A 14,968-nucleotide genomic window follows, 5' to 3' on the forward strand; every position below is an offset into this window, starting at 1 on the left:
TGTATCCTTTAGTGATTTTAAGCTCGCTTTTTTACCTCGTATAAACTCAATTAATTTAATTAAATCCTGTGTGTTACGAGTGATCCGAGTTAAGTTTGTAACATAAATAATGTCACATTCCTGTAAATCTTCTAACATTTTTTGAAGTTGCTCGCGATCCTTTGTTGCTCCAGAAACTTTTTCTTCAAAAATAATATCCATTCCAATTTCGTTCAGTTGCTGAAATTGCCTTGAAGGGTTCTTGCTAGTCGAACTGACATGTATATAACCGATTTTCCGCAAAACATCACCCCCTTTTTTGAGATTAAGTCTTATGAGACGCTCTTAACTAAGATTTTATAAGTCTACTATCCTTATTATTAAATCTCTATAAATTTAAATTAGCCTATCTTTATTAATTCATTATGTATCAGCATTTGGATTTTTTATAAAGAAAAGGCACTATCCTCAGAGTGCCTCTTCCTACTTAATCTACAATGGGATAGCAACACATCGCCATCCATTCTGTATATTTCTACAAAAAGAATAACGTTCTCTGTGAAGTATGGATATAAATTTATCTTAGGTTGATAGTGATGTATGATGCCTCCATTTACATAAATACATTTTGTCGAAATTATTAAAGAGGGGAATTTTTCTATTTGAAGAACTAATAATTGATTGTCAATATGTATTAGAAATCTCACTCTAAACTAAAGGAGAACAAAATGGGACAAAACAATAAAGGCTTTTCTGAAACAGGATTGCGCAAAATGCGCAATGTACTGGCGCAGCATGTCGATTCTGGAAAGATTCCTGGGCTCGTCGCCTTAGTCAGCCGAAACGGCGAGACGCACGTCGAAGCGCTTGGAACAATGAGGCATGATGGTGGCGCACCAATGCGTCGGGACACGATCTTTCGATTGGCGTCCACTAGTAAGCCGATCGCAGTTTCACCAGTAATGGTTCTGCTCGACGAGTGCAAACTGCATTTAGACGACCCAGTAGACAAATGGCTGCCCGAACTCGCTGACCGGCAGGTGTTGAAACAGCCCGATGGTCCACTGGAAGAGACCGTCCCAGCACGGCGTCCTATCACTGTACGAGACCTGTTGACCTCCACATTCGGGCTCGGAGTGGATCTCACGTTGATGGGTTCTCCGATCATGAACGCGTTCTTCGAGAGTGGGATATTCGACACGCCAGGGCAGGATATGCCCGATCCAGATGAGTTTATGTGTCGCCTAGGTGCACTTCCGCTAAGCTACCATCCCGGAGAGCGGTGGCAGTATCATATCAGTATTGAAGTGCTCGGCATTCTTGTTGCCAGGGTCACGGGTCAGACATTTGAGTCGTTCCTGCGCGAACACATATTCGATCCACTGGGAATGAAGGACACTGGTTTCTACGTGCCTGAGCTCAAGATTGACCGGCTTCCACCTGCCTTCAACCCCGATCAGACAGGTGAGTTCATCGTGTGGGATGAGGGTGCAGGCGGACGTTACAGCAAACCTCCAGCATTTCAAGCAGGCGGTGGTGGGCTGCTCGCAACCATCGATGATTATCACGCGTATTTGCAGATGCTGTTGAATAAAGGGATGCATGGAACCAAACGGATTCTGTCTAGGCCCGCAGTCCAGCTGATGACCACCAACCGTCTTACTCCTGAACAACAAGTATACCGAGACGATTTGGCCAAAAACAACGTCCATTTGTCGTTTGGACAAGGGATACAAGGTGGCTGGGGCTTTGGGATGGCGGTGCGTACCTATCTTGGAGACTACGCGTCTATCGGTCAATTCGGCTGGGATGGCGGAACTGGCACTACAGCTTACGCTGATCCAGACAAACAGTTTATTGGAATTCTGTTCACCCAGGTTGGGATGTCCACTCCGGCCCCATCGCATCTTATCCAAGACTTCTGGACCACGGTCTACCAAGCAATCGAAGACTGAAACCGAACTTAGGTATTGTTTAAAGGAAAACTCCAAGACAATTATACGCATGATGGCCACCATCAACACCATGGTTAAAAGCTATGGTAGGACGGGAAGTGTTGGAAGTACTACGAGAACAGTTTGGCATTATTAATAAGAGCCAAATAAAAAATCCTCTTGGATGCAAGAGGATTTTTTTTATTGGGAATAGTAAGGATGAGGGGAGGTGCATTACATATGGGAAAAGGTAGAAGTAATAATGCTGGTAAAAAGCAACCTAATTTCGATGATTCATCTAATTTCGCTAAACAAAGCCAACCGACAGAAAAGAAGAAGAAATAAGAAAAGGATCTCTCTTTATCAAGAGAGATCCTTTTTTAAATATATTGACGTTTCAGCACAACATATCGATTGCTCAACCAAATAGTCATAAATGCAAGGCCAAAACTCCTGTGAATGGAAGCCAATTTAATATTATTTTCCTGCTGTTTCTAATGGGTGGAATGATTGCTCAAATTGTAGCCTTGAGGAACCCTCAGAGAGTTCTAAGTATAACTTTGATTGCATCAAGTATTTTTGGCTCTGAAGACAACAAACGGAATTTGCCACCGATCGATGAGAAGATACTCACTTACCATGCTAATGGGGCCAAACTAAATTGGTCGGATGAAGAATCTGTTGCAAATTACCTGGTTACAGGATCAGTGTTACTCTGTGGTTCAAAGCATAAGTTCGACGAGAAGAGGGCTTATAAGCAGGTAGAAAAAGAAATAAAACGAGCAAATAACCTACTCAGTATGTTTAATTACTCACTTCTTAAAGGCGATGATTCTTATGAGGGGAAATTAAAAGAAATTAATATACCTACTTTGGTTATCCACGGTACAGAAGATATAGTGCTTCCATACGAGCATGGTCTTGCTCTTGTTAATGAAATTCCCCATGCTGTATTACTAACTCTAGAAGGATCGGGGCACGAGATTCATTGCGACGATTTGGTTCATATAATCAGTGCTATTTCGAACCATACTTCACTCTTATAATCATTATAGGAATCGCATAAAAACAAAAACACTTGGAAAAAGGGCTACAATTGAATTTGTACCCCTTTTTTTCTATTGAAAATCAGTTTTGGAGCTGTTACTCAATTATAGAATATTAATACTCAGTGATTGATAATTCTGTCTTGTAAGGGGTAGTACCACATTGCTTGTTATTTGACTATTACTTTTCCATCCATTCCTTTCAAGTAGTGGAACCGACATATTAGTTCATATGTACCGGGAGTTTCAGGTTTTACGGTAATTGTAATTTCTTTTCCTGACGGGACTTCTACGTCAATTCCGAGCTTTTTCACCGTAAAGGTGTGATCCCTATTTCCTTTGTTTTTCAGTAGCAACGTTGTCGTTTTTCCAACTGGAACAGTGATAACATTCGGATTAAAGTAATCATCATTCAATTCAACCTCAATAGGCTGTCTCACAGCGTCGGATTCGGCAAATACACGGAGCGAACCTAAAGTAGTCATCACTACAATCATCGCAAGTGAAATGATTAATCCAGTTAATAGTTTTTTCACAGACATTTGCAATCCCTCCTTTCCTAAGCACTAGTGTTTTCAAATTTATAAAATATTATCACGATAAATAGGGTTTAGGCGTGGCTCACATAGTAATTCTTTCGGCAACTTCTAATAACCAAGTGATAACTGGAATAGGATTTGTGTAAATAAAAAAAGCCTCCACTACTGTGAAAGCTTTTCCAAATGATGTGCAATATCAATATACATATCGGAATAAACCGAATGGATTTCATTACTAGGCGCAGCGTTAGAAGAGAAGTGGACGATTACCATATTTGCTTTCGGATCGATGTAAAGCGTTTGTCCGTAACTACCTAACACTTCGAAAGCACCTTGTTCATTATGCGGAATCCACCATTGATTATGATAAGAAATGGAAGCACCACGACTAATTGCGAGCTCACCTTCTTGTACATTTTTCAAACTTTCTGTAATAGCAGAAGGGACGATTTGTTTTCCGTTATATTGACCATTATTTAATAGTAATTGTCCGAACCTCGCCATATCTCTAGCAGTTGCATTTAAGCCAGCGCTTGCTTGTTCTACTTTTGTTTCATCTGTAACGTAATACGCGTTTTCTTCCATACCAATTTGAGACCAAATTTGTTCGCTTACATTTTCAGCTAACGATTTCCCTGTAATAGTTCGGATAATCCAAGCGAGTGTTTCTGTTGATCCGTTATTGTAAGAAAAAGCGGAGCCGGGTGGTGCAGTTTCTTCTGCTTCTAGTAACATATCATAAATTTTCATAGGACCCTCGTAGTTTTTACCTCGGGGTAAAATATTACTAGCTAAATATAGTTGTGCATCTTGATTTTCTAGTCCTAGCTGCATATATCCGTGAGTAGGGTATTCAGCGGAAATTTGCATGTCCAGTAATTGCTGAAGTGTAGCTGTTCCGAATGGTGTGTTTTTTAATTCTTTTATGTAAGTTTCAGCTGTTTTCTCTACATCAATTCGATTTTCTTCAGCGAGAGATTGTATAATGGCACCGGTAAACACCTTGGCTAACGATGCCATTCCATGAGGTTCACTCTCGTTATATTCATTGAAATATCGTTCATAAACAAGTTGACCATTCTGTACAACGACAAAAGCATCTGTTTTGTTTTCGTCTAAAAGTTTTTTTAGGGGAGTCGTATTTCCAAATCCACGCTCCACAGCAAAATCGTCTAAGCTTTGTAACGCGGTAGGGAAGGGAGCAACTTGGTCAGGGTTGTTTTTTACTTCATTTATTAAAGTGAATTCTTTCATATGTGTATACGACCAGCGTAAGTAAGGATCGTCTAACCAATTTTCCTTCGTCACGTTATTTTTCGAGGGGGTCGTTTTATTATGTTTGAAGTATGTAAAACCAAGCCCTGTAATTCCAAATATCACTGTTAGCATAAGTAAGAGTAGGGGAGATTTTTTTAATTTCATATAGGTACCTCCTTTAGTTTCTATTATAAGTATACGCTCGTCGTAAAAGAAATACAAAATAAGGAAAGTAAACGGGTAAGTTTACTTTCCTTATGAACGTTAAGCAGATATTTGTCCGTCTGTACTTTGCTTTTTGAATTTTTGTTTTCGTCCGTGTAATCCATAATAAAGAAGTAAAGTGAACGCAACGATAATAGCTGCGATAAAATACATATTATGATAACTTGATTTGGCAGCGACTATACCTAAAATGAAAGAACCAAAGCCAATGCCGCTATCAAAGAACGAGTAGTAAGTAGCTGTCGCAGAACCACGTCGATGGTTTGGAGCGGCAGAAATCGCGATCGTTTGGAAACTTGGAATTAATGTTCCGTATCCTAAACCGATTAGCATACCTGCGCCAAGGAACCAAAATGAAGTTTGCGCTTGGCTTAAAATGAACATTCCAATTGTGAAAATAATGATAGCTGGATAAATAAGCACATTTTCACCGAAACGATCAAAGATTTTTCCTGTGAATGGACGAGAAATTACAACAACAAGTGCGTATAAAATAAAGAAATAACTAGCAACTTCGCATAAACCGAGTTCTTTTGCATAAATAGGAATAAAGGATAAAATACCACTATAAGAAAAGGCTAAAACAAATCCTGTTAGAGCAATCGGAATAGAAGATGGTTCAATTAAGTCTTTCCATTTCATTTTTTCTCGTGTTTGTTTACTTACTGGTTTTTCATGAGGAATATTCACTATTAATCCTAATAAAAATGCGAGTAATGAAAATACCGAACAAACGATAAATAATGCAGTAAATGAAAAATGAGAAATAATTGTTAAACCTAAAAAAGGACCAATTACCATCGGTAGACTCATAAATACACCGTAATAAGCAAGTGCTTCACCGCGTCTATGAGCTGGTGCGACATCAGTTACAATTGTTCCAGTTGCTGTTGTTGCCATTCCGAATCCAATACCATGTAAGAAGCGAAGGGCAAGTAATAAAAATAAACTTTGCGTACCGAAATACATAACAGTAGCGGCTAAAAATAGTGAAAGTGAAATGAATAATATTTTTTTTCTTCCTAAATCATCGAGCCATTTTCCTGTGAATGGTCTACATAAAACAGATGAAATAAGAAAAACAGTTGCAACTAAACCAATTTCCTCAGGTTTTCCTTTTAGGCCGTCTATAACGTAGACGGGCAGAGTAGTCATAAGCATGTAAAATGTTAAAAAGAGAAATAGACTACTAAAACAAGTTCCGAGGAAATCCTTCGTCCAAAGTTTTTCACTTTGCATCGTCATCCCTCCAATTTAATCTAAATTTTTAATAATTTGTTGTAACACTTGAAAAGCTTGATGTAAGTCTTCTTCTTTAATACCTTCTAGCGTTTTTTCTTCAAAAGAATCAACTTCTTCTTGCCATACTGGTATCATTTCTAGTGCTGTTTCCGATAATGAAATGAGCTTCTCACGGCGATCTTTTCCTTCTGTACGAATAATCCAGCCCATCGTTTCCATACGAGTTAATGTGCGAGTCATCGTTGGTGATTCAACATTTAAATACTGGCATAATTCTGTTTGGGTACAAGATCCACTTTGATTGATGCGGAAAATAACTGCCCACTGCGCACTAAATAATCCTGTTGGAGATACACGTTCATTAAATTTCTTCGTAAACTTACGAGAAGTTTGACTGACAATGTGGAAAAAATGTTGTTTTTCGTCCATGTATTTGGATCCTTTCAAATTAGTTACCTAGCTAACTATATACTTTTTTATTATAATTGTCTAGTAATAGACATGTTGTATTATGTAAAAATTTCATATAGTTTTTTTGTTGAGAACATACATTCTGCGTGGTATTCTTTAAGTAAGTAAAGAATTTTCTTTCTATTAAAAAGAATGGGGGAAATTGTGATGATTAAGCCTGCAACAATGGAGTTTGTTTCACTATCGAATGGAGAAACGATTGCGTATCAAGAAGTTGGAAGGCAAAATGAAGAAATGCTCGTACTCATTCATGGGAATATGACATCGTCACAACACTTTGATTTAGTTATTGAGAAACTACAAAAGCAATATCATATTTACGCAATTGATTTAAGAGGATTTGGACAATCGACGTATAATAAGCCGATAGATTCATTACAAGACTTCGCAGAAGATGTAAAACTATTTATCGATCAATTAAAGCTAGAGAAGTTTTCGTTAATGGGATGGTCAATGGGCGGTGGTGTTGCGATGGAGTTTACAGCGAGCTACCCAACTTTTGTAGAAAAACTAATATTAGTAGAATCGGTAGGGATGAAAGGGTACCCGATATTTAAAAAAGATATTAACGGGCAACCAATTGGATCGAGTTTATTAAAAACGAAAGAAGAAATTGCGCTAGACCCAGTGCAAATTGCACCAGTACTAGATGCAATAAAAAATATGAATAAAGTATACTACCGTACAGTGTGGAATCTATTAATATATACACATAATCAACCTGAACCGGATCGTTATGAAAAGTATTTAGATGATATGTTAACACAGCGCAATTTCGTTGATGTGAATTATTCATTAGTTACATTTAATATTTCAGATGAACATAATGGTGTTGTGCGAGGAAATGGACACATTCACCGTATCCAAGCTCCAACACTCGTCATACAAGGTGACCGCGATTATGTCGTACCACAAGTAGTTGGTGAGGAATTAGCGAAACATTTGCCAAATGCGGAGTTGAAGGTGTTAGAAGATTGCGGGCATTCACCGTTTATTGATTGTTTAGATGTATTTATACAGCATGTAGAGGATTGGTTAGACAATAAATAATTCCCGAAATATTAAACCTTGCATATACTATAGCATTTGTATGTATAAGGGGAGAGAGTCAATGCATAATCCATTTTTAATATATCATTCTCCATATAATCATCAATATATAAAAATTATTATTGATCCGATGTATATGCAAGTTTCACCAGCAGTAGTTCCTTTACAAGTGCAGCAGCAACCAATAGTTCATTCACATCAATACTTATATGGTCCTTCATTTTATGAAAATCCATATTTTAAACATTTTCATTACCATGTGAAAGCGCAAGTTTGGGAAGGATAAGAAGCTAAAAACTATATTTTTTAGCTTCTTTTTTATTGTGAATATTCGTACACGCATGTAAAGAAACCGTTTATAATGAAAAGTGGAAAGTGTGAGAAGGAGGGGGAAAGGGATGTCAATGCGTTTTACTTTTTGGATTATGGCTGGAGTTGCTGCAATTTCCGGTTTATCACAAGGAATGTTACTACCTACAATCGCCATGATTTTTGAACAAGAAGGAGTTAGTTCAACTATTAACGGTATTCATGCGACGGCATTATACATCGGGATATTATTTATTTCACCATTTCTTGAAAAACCGATGCAAAGATTTGGAATGAAACCAATTATCGTAATTGGTGTTTTTCTCGTTATTATTTCATTACTCTTTTTTACACAAACATTTTCATTTTGGGTATGGTTTATTCTTAGATTTTTAGTTGGCGTTGGAGATCATATGCTTCATGTCGGAACACAAACGTGGATTACAACAACGACAGACCCAAGTAAAATAGGTAGGCAAGTATCGATATACGGCGTATTCTGCGGAATTGGTTTTGCAATTGGCCCTTATCTGGCAAGTACAGTTCAGTATGGTCTAGCAACGCCGTTTATCATATCTACTATACTTTGCTTAATAGGCTGGATTTTACTTTTACCAACGAAAAATGCATTCCCAGCACAAGATGAAACGAAAACTGAAAGTGAATCATCCTTTTCTCGTTATAAACAAGTCGTGGGATTAGCTTGGATTGCACTTATTGGTCCACTTGCATATGGTGTGCTTGAAGCAATGCTAAATAGTAATTTACCAGTATACGCCCTTCGCAAAGGGTGGTCTGTATCAGATGTTTCTTTCTTAATACCAGCATTCGCGATTGGGGGTATTATTACACAAATTCCGCTCGGTATATTGAGTGATAAATACGGAAGAGACCGTATTTTAACATGGACATTCAGCATAAGTACTGGCATTTTCCTGCTTGCAGCAGTATTTAATCAATATTACTGGATCGTCTTTGCCTGTATGCTTTTAGCCGGTATGGTCATTGGATCGTGCTTCTCATTAGGACTTGGATTCATGACAGATTTATTACCGAGACACTTACTACCAGCAGGTAATATATTATCAGGAATCGCCTTTAGTATAGGGAGTATTATGGGCCCTGTATTAGGAGGCGTATTTATAGAGAAAATACAGTATACAAGCTTTTTTATTGCGGTTATGATTATAATGGGTATTCTCGCAATGTTATATATTATTTACATGAAGAATCAATTCGCATCAAGAAAAATAGAAAGTAGGTTAGGGCATGACAAAACAACCTAATAAAAAGAAATTTGAAGTTCTCGAAAATGAAACAATTACAGACTGTTTAGCACGTATGGAACAAGAAGGATATGCACCATCTCGTCGCATGGAAGAGCCAATTTTTCATGAAGTGAAGAAAGGCGGGAAAACAGAAGTTGAACCGTGTGGTAGAAAAATTGTTTTTGAGGGGAAATTGAAGTAATTTAATAACAGATTTTCTTTACGGTATAGAGCCATCCAGTTCATTTGAGTTGGATGGCTTGTTTTTTTATCCCACATTAACGGGCAGCCCGATTGGTGAGGGCTGATTAAAGTTTCACTTTATTGATCAATGAAGAAATAGGGAGATTAGGAATTGAATAGAATGAACGGATATTTTTTAGGAAGAACGAAAAGAAATTAGTTGTACGGACATGGATTCTAGAGCTGCTATAATAAATTAAAAATAAAACTTTGCAACAGAGCCTTTATTTATTGTTTTTGCTAAAACTTATGTACAATTCACAGTACGAAACAACAAATATAAAATGCTACTTCCTTTTTTATTTCTCCTAATCGGCTTCTTTATATTGGGTGGAGAAAAGATTGCTACTTTATTCGTATATTGATAAAATAAGTTCTTGGGTCTTACTTGTTGTTATCAGAATAATGATTGTCGCTCAACTTAAAGAAATTAGTTACACAGATTTCGCACTATCTAAAGAGGGGACGGCAGCGATTCCCTCTTTTTGGAGCCACTCACAAACGTAAAGCAAGAGAGGAGGCTATATGAGCTATTCTCCTCTCTTGTTTAGATTAACCAGCTACTACAATTGGAACTGGTATATCAAATTTAACATCCTGTTGGATAATGTTTTTCTAGCAATCTATTAATTCTGATGGAAACGATAGGTTGTTAGAAAGTGTAAAACCAAAATACGCTGTTTAAAAAGTTATTTGTTAGAATTGGTTATAAGTAATAAAACAGAAAAGAGGATTACATGTTACATAATTTACAGAGAAATAAAAAGTTTTTTTTATTATGTCTTATTTTTTTAGTGATTTTAACCGCTTGTGATAAAACAGATGTTAAGGCATCTAAAGCATCATTACCACCGGCTCAATCAAATACAGATAAATCATTAAAAACACCGAATTGGGTAGATAAAAGTCCTATTCAAAAGTCTCCTAATTTTATTGAAGATAAAAAAGTAAAATCGGTAGTGAATTTATTAGCAACGGGTGATAATTTATATCATGACGCAGTAATTAAAGATGGCAAACAAAAAGACGGTTCATATGATTATAACTATATTTATGAAAATATCAAAAAAGCTGTTAAATCAAGTGATCTTGCTATAGTGAACCAGGAGACTCCAATTGCAGGAAATAATCTAAAAGTACAGGGATATCCTACTTTCAATACACCTGAAGAAGTAGGTCAATCTTTAGTGGACACTGGATTCAATATAGTGACTCAAGCGACAAATCACGCTATGGATATGGGGATCAAAGGTGTTTTGAATACAAGAGAATACTGGAAGAAATATCCGGATGTTATCCCAGTAGGTATTAATGAGAGTCAAAACGAGCGTAATGAAATAAAAACGATTACCAAAAATGGTATTCGTTTTGCGTTACTTAATTATACATATGGTACGAATGGAATTAAAATTCCAGCTGATAAGTCTTGGGCATTAAATTTAATTGATAAAAAAGCGATACAAAATGATGTGGAAAAGGCAAAGAGTAGCTCTGATATGGTGATTGTTATGGTGCATTGGGGAGTAGAATATACCTCTACACCTTCAAAGCAACAAAAAGAAGTTGCTCAATATTTAACAGATTTAGGTGTAGATGTAGTAATTGGAAATCATCCACACGTAATTCAACCAATTGAGTGGAAACAAAATAAAGATGGACATCAAACACTAATCTATTATTCTCTTGGAAATCTTATTTCTGCTCAAGAAAAATTAGAAACATTGGTTGGCGGACTATCTTATATACAATTTGTGAAGTATGAAGATGAAACTTTTGGTATACGACAAGCGGCATTCGTACCGACAGTAACTGACTATGCTGATGGTAAGACACATTTTAAAATTCAATTTTTAAAAGATTATTCGGATGAAGATTCTAAAAATCATGGGATTAAAAAATTTGTTGGCCCCGTTTCTTTAGAGAATTTCAAGGATATTCCTAGAGATGTGTTGGGAAATTGGTATAAAGACTAATAAACAAAAAGGGAATGAGATACAATTAAAAAATTTATAATTTTAGCATTGGTATTGACATTGGGATGGAGCCTTGCTGCTTGTAGTGGAAAACAAACATCTCAGGAAACTACTAATAATAACGATAAAAATAAAAATGAGATAAATGCGAATAAGAAAGATGTTTTACCTATCTCTGATCTTAATGATTGGAGAATTATTCTTGTAAATAGAGAACATATGTTACCAAAGGAACTAGGGATTGAATTAACAAGTATCACCCAAAATGCTAAGCCCAATATGAAAATAGATAGCAGAATTGCAACTTCCTATCAGGATATGGTAACAGCTGCAAAAAAAGATGGAATCAATCTTTATTTAAGATCAGGTTATCGAGCTATAAAATTACAACAAACTTATTATGATGCGTCAGTTAAAAGTTATAAATCTCAAGGTTTGTCGGATAAAGAGGCTAGTGCTAAGGCATTGGAATATCTTCAGTATCCTGGTGCAAGTGAACATCATACTGGATTAGCGTTAGACATTATTTCAGTTGAATGGCAGAATACTGTAGAAGATTTAAATGCCAAATTTGAAACTACCGATGCATTCAAATGGTTAGATAAGAATGCTGCAGAGTATGGGTTTATTCTCCGCTATCCAAAAGATAAAGAGAATATTACTGGCATTAAGTATGAGCCATGGCACTATCGTTATGTAGGAAAAGAAGTTGCTATTTATCTAAAAGAAAAGGGATTAACTTTAGAAGAGTATTGCGAAAAAATTAAGTCCGACAAATAAAAATACACTTTGATTCTATTAAAAAGCCAGTGAATCTGGAGGATGTGTTAATCTTTCTCCTAGTATTGCGAAAACTGTGTATGATAATGTAAGCACGTATGAACCGATATATGTATCAAGAACTTAAATCTATACAAGAAGCAGTGAAAAAGGATCTGATATTCGTATCAGATCCTTTTTCATTCGTAACATAGAATACTTGCTTACTTACTGTATCTGCTTAACTAGGCTTTAGAGGCTGCCTGTTTTACAGGTGCTACAATATTAACCTTGCTATCTTTTTTGTGTTGGATGCTGGATTTTCTTAGCTTGATAGAAATGTAGAGGTAGACCAAATACTGCGATTGGTAGTGTTTTTTTTATTTATTAGAACATTAAGAAATTTGTTAAGGTGAAATAGTTGGTGTAGGGAAAAATTTTAGGAGCTGAGTAGGGTGAAGAGATATTTTGTTAATAATAGATTGGTTGAATGAAATAGTAGATATTCTTGGGATTGACCAATTTTACTTTTGATCGCGTTCTTTGGGGCGTTTTTATAGCTTTGTATTATGTAAAATGGATAGGAACAAAATAAACCCCCTCAAGAATAAGGGTGTTCTTGAAGGGTTTTTTTATGCTGTATATATTTTATATTGCTTGTAACGTATTAATGATGTTCAATTTTAGAAATTTCAGCGCGTTGAATATAACCATCAGAGAAGCTGAAATAAAGAGAATAGCTTCCTCGATTATATATAAAGCCTTCACTAGTCATATCCTCTCCGATTCCATCTGGTTCACCAAACCACTCTTTTAATTCGTTGATAGAGATATCCATTTTCACCCATATATATCTAGCGTCCGAAGGGTACATATCAATATTATAATCTCCATATACCGCTGTATTAGGTGCATCACATTCTGTACATGGTGCTTGCTTCCAAACATCAGGCGCTCCAAATTCTTTTTTTACCTCAGATATATCTTTACCTAGTGCATCTAATTTAAATGGACCAAACGTCCCATTCTGTAAAGCTGTTGTTAACATTTGTTTCAGTTCTTCTTTTGAATTGATGTTGAAATTATAAGATCTGTTCTTTGCTATTGCATTATAGAAAAATTGGGCATACTGTTCACGCTTCACAAGCATGTTGCCATTAAAATTAGCTGCCTCGTCACCTTGTGCTATACGGTTACTACGCAGTGCATTGGCAGATTCGTAGGCCCAATGATCTTTTGGTACATCTTTAAAGTTCTCTTGTCCTTTTGAATTTAATTGAAATGCTTTTTGTAACACTACTGCCATCTCATACCGAGTTAATACATCATCTGGACGAAATGTACCTGTTCCATCACCTTTCATAATTCCAGCTTGCGCAATGGCTTTAATATCCTTTTCAAACATATGATTTGTAATGTCACTAAACATATTCGCCTGTTTATCGTCTGCTATTAAACCTAAATGTCGATTGACTAAAGAAGCTACCTGTCCTCTAGTAACATTGTCCCCAAAACCAAATTTCCCATTTCCATATCCCTTATAAATCCCTGCTGACGCTAAGTAATCGATAGCAACTTTTGACCAGTGGTCCTTTGGTACATCTGTAAATACAGTGTCATTATTGCTAACTACCTTATAGCTATTTTCATTAAAGTTTGTTTTCGTAGTTGTTTCTGCATTTACTGTGCCTACCATCGTTGTAGTTGCTAGTGCTGCAGTTATTACTAATCCGAAAAAATTTTTAACTTTACTTGTTTTAAAGCCCATTTTGGAACCCCCCTGTTATATTAAATATTTACATCGTGATTATAACATATAAACGATAAGTATTTACCATAAATTTCTATGGAATAAATATCTATTTTACTAATCTGCATGAAACTTAATCATAATATCTATAAATATTCATCTCTATTTAAAAATGGTATATAGAGTGAAATGTAAAGTAACTCAAAAATATACAATAAAAGTTGATGTTGAAGTTATATTTGCTTAATTTACTTTTATAAATCCATTCAACAAAATCATCTAAATACCTTTTCGCTATTTGTGGACAGTAAAATGCTTCTTTTTTCAATCTCCGATAGAAGACAGAACGTATATTTGGTATAATCAAAACATACTATATGAAACGATGTACATGAGTTTGAGATTTATGTAATAAGGTAAGTAATACATAACAATAACTACTCTTTATAGGATTCAGTTCATGTTATACAAATCAATCGTTAGAAAGGAAAAGAAGTAATGAATCAAATTTCATTTGAAGATTTATTTGAAGAAGAAAACGAAAAAGAAAAAGAAAAGGTGGAGGTAGCTGAAATACCAGTACCTTTATCGCCATTGCAACAAGATATATTAGGATTATTTAATTCTGAAGAAATAAGTGCACTGGAGCTGTGCGAACAATTAATACGAGCTGGTAAAATACCCGATGAAAGATTCACTACGAATAAGCCGAAAGCATATGGACAAGTATGCTTACTATTAGAAGGTTTTGTTAAAGAAGGAAAGCTTATTTTTGTCAAAAGTGATGAGAAAAGAGATAGGGTTTATAAATTGAATGAAGAAGTTTTTAACGGATAAGGTGTACAGGGGGGATGAATAATTTCCTAGGGGAGTTCATTCGTTTTTCTCATCAAAAAGGTGTCAATCTTGCTTAGATTGACACC

Annotated in this window: 13 protein-coding genes and 3 pseudogenes; 10 read left to right on the forward strand and 6 right to left on the reverse strand. The window is 35.9% G+C overall.

Going from position 1 to position 14,968, the window contains the following annotated elements; all coding sequences use genetic code 11:
* Nucleotides 1-282 (reverse strand): annotated as a pseudogene (locus JDS80_RS18640) (recombinase family protein); the annotation flags it as partial.
* A gap of 425 nt (nucleotides 283-707) precedes the next feature.
* Here JDS80_RS18640 and JDS80_RS18645 point away from each other — a divergent pair.
* Nucleotides 708-1,934 carry a serine hydrolase domain-containing protein gene (locus JDS80_RS18645; protein ID WP_199639630.1) on the forward strand — a complete coding sequence of 409 codons (1,227 nt, stop codon included), beginning with the start codon at nucleotides 708-710 and terminating at the stop codon, nucleotides 1,932-1,934.
* 476 nt (nucleotides 1,935-2,410) lie between these two features.
* Nucleotides 2,411-2,959 (forward strand): annotated as a pseudogene (locus JDS80_RS18650) (alpha/beta fold hydrolase); the annotation flags it as partial.
* A gap of 170 nt (nucleotides 2,960-3,129) precedes the next feature.
* On the opposite strand, the gene JDS80_RS18655 reads toward JDS80_RS18650, so the two are convergent.
* The 4 genes from JDS80_RS18655 to JDS80_RS18670 all read right to left on the reverse strand — a co-directional run bounded on the left by JDS80_RS18655 (nucleotide 3,130) and on the right by JDS80_RS18670 (nucleotide 6,651).
* Nucleotides 3,130-3,501, reverse strand: a complete 372-nt coding sequence (locus JDS80_RS18655) for a cupredoxin domain-containing protein (RefSeq protein WP_098889615.1) — start codon at nucleotides 3,499-3,501, stop codon at nucleotides 3,130-3,132.
* Between the two features lie 159 nt (nucleotides 3,502-3,660).
* A complete protein-coding gene (locus tag JDS80_RS18660; RefSeq protein ID WP_199639631.1) occupies nucleotides 3,661-4,920 on the reverse strand; it encodes a serine hydrolase domain-containing protein in 1,260 nt (419 codons plus the stop codon).
* A 99-nt stretch (nucleotides 4,921-5,019) separates the two neighbouring features.
* Nucleotides 5,020-6,219 carry an MFS transporter gene (locus JDS80_RS18665; RefSeq protein ID WP_199639633.1) on the reverse strand — a complete coding sequence of 400 codons (1,200 nt, stop codon included), beginning with the start codon at nucleotides 6,217-6,219 and terminating at the stop codon, nucleotides 5,020-5,022.
* A gap of 15 nt (nucleotides 6,220-6,234) precedes the next feature.
* On the reverse strand, nucleotides 6,235-6,651 hold the full coding sequence (locus tag JDS80_RS18670) for a MarR family winged helix-turn-helix transcriptional regulator (protein WP_071744183.1): 417 nt from the start codon (nucleotides 6,649-6,651) through the stop codon (nucleotides 6,235-6,237).
* Nucleotides 6,652-6,840: 189 nt separating this feature from the next.
* On the opposite strand from JDS80_RS18670, the gene phaZ reads away from it, so the two are divergent.
* The 7 genes and pseudogenes from phaZ to JDS80_RS18705 all read left to right on the forward strand — a co-directional run bounded on the left by phaZ (nucleotide 6,841) and on the right by JDS80_RS18705 (nucleotide 12,316).
* Nucleotides 6,841-7,743, forward strand: coding sequence for an intracellular short-chain-length polyhydroxyalkanoate depolymerase (gene phaZ / locus JDS80_RS18675; protein ID WP_071744184.1), 903 nt, complete (start codon nucleotides 6,841-6,843; stop codon nucleotides 7,741-7,743).
* A 61-nt stretch (nucleotides 7,744-7,804) separates the two neighbouring features.
* Nucleotides 7,805-8,029, forward strand: a complete 225-nt coding sequence (locus tag JDS80_RS18680; protein ID WP_071744185.1) for a hypothetical protein — start codon at nucleotides 7,805-7,807, stop codon at nucleotides 8,027-8,029.
* A 112-nt stretch (nucleotides 8,030-8,141) separates the two neighbouring features.
* Nucleotides 8,142-9,338, forward strand: a complete 1,197-nt coding sequence (locus JDS80_RS18685) for an MFS transporter (RefSeq protein ID WP_071744186.1) — start codon at nucleotides 8,142-8,144, stop codon at nucleotides 9,336-9,338.
* Nucleotides 9,322-9,522 (forward strand): NETI motif-containing protein, encoded by a 201-nt coding sequence (locus JDS80_RS18690; protein ID WP_071744187.1) that lies wholly within the window; start codon nucleotides 9,322-9,324, stop codon nucleotides 9,520-9,522. Before JDS80_RS18685 ends, JDS80_RS18690 begins: the two co-directional genes overlap by 17 nt.
* Before the next feature lie 265 nt (nucleotides 9,523-9,787).
* Nucleotides 9,788-10,070, forward strand: a pseudogene (locus JDS80_RS18695) (DUF817 family protein); the annotation flags it as partial.
* 230 nt (nucleotides 10,071-10,300) lie between these two features.
* Nucleotides 10,301-11,536: a CapA family protein gene (locus JDS80_RS18700; RefSeq protein WP_199639635.1), complete on the forward strand. Its 1,236-nt coding sequence runs from the start codon at nucleotides 10,301-10,303 to the stop codon at nucleotides 11,534-11,536.
* Nucleotides 11,537-11,584: 48 nt separating this feature from the next.
* Nucleotides 11,585-12,316 (forward strand): M15 family metallopeptidase, encoded by a 732-nt coding sequence (locus JDS80_RS18705; protein ID WP_071744189.1) that lies wholly within the window; start codon nucleotides 11,585-11,587, stop codon nucleotides 12,314-12,316.
* A gap of 646 nt (nucleotides 12,317-12,962) precedes the next feature.
* Here JDS80_RS18705 and JDS80_RS18710 read toward each other — a convergent pair.
* Nucleotides 12,963-14,063: an S-layer homology domain-containing protein gene (locus JDS80_RS18710; protein WP_071744190.1), complete on the reverse strand. Its 1,101-nt coding sequence runs from the start codon at nucleotides 14,061-14,063 to the stop codon at nucleotides 12,963-12,965.
* Between the two features lie 480 nt (nucleotides 14,064-14,543).
* Here JDS80_RS18710 and JDS80_RS18715 point away from each other — a divergent pair, with 480 nt between their 5' ends.
* Entirely contained in the window at nucleotides 14,544-14,882 is a 339-nt protein-coding gene (locus tag JDS80_RS18715) for a DUF3895 domain-containing protein (RefSeq protein WP_071744191.1), read from the forward strand.
* Nucleotides 14,883-14,968 lie beyond the last annotated feature (86 nt).

Source organism: Bacillus cereus group sp. N8 (genome assembly GCF_016483685.1).
Lineage (GTDB): Bacteria > Bacillota > Bacilli > Bacillales > Bacillaceae_G > Bacillus_A > Bacillus_A proteolyticus.